A 322-nucleotide genomic window follows, 5' to 3' on the forward strand; every position below is an offset into this window, starting at 1 on the left:
CGAGCGCGAGGGCCGTATTCAGGTCGGTGATGCCGTGCGGCTGCATGTCCCTGATCAGCGCGCCTGGCGACCCGGGGCCTGTTGATAACGAACCGACGCAACTGGTTTCAGGCAAAATTGCTCAGTTCCAGGAAAAAGAACGCAGGCCGAACGGGGTCATTCAAGCTCTTTTGACGCAGAAATGGGCCATTTTGGGCCCCAAAATTGCTTTATGCCCCCCGGGGGTCCTGTTTTCTTTTGGCTGCACCTGAGATTTTTTGCCTCAACCCTGTGGCTTTGGTTGTTAAACCACCGGCCCCGGGTCGCCAGGCGCGCTGATCAG

Annotated in this window: 1 protein-coding gene; it reads left to right on the forward strand. The window is 57.8% G+C overall.

The window, feature by feature from the left end:
• Positions 1-251 (forward strand): hypothetical protein (locus ACFWW2_RS00940; protein ID WP_393925488.1); only part of this gene is annotated, 251 nt, incomplete at its 5' end.
• Positions 252-322: the final 71 nt, after the last annotated feature.

The sequence above is a fragment of the Yoonia sp. R2-816 genome (assembly GCF_046762905.1).
In the GTDB taxonomy this organism is placed as follows: Bacteria; Pseudomonadota; Alphaproteobacteria; order Rhodobacterales; family Rhodobacteraceae; genus Yoonia.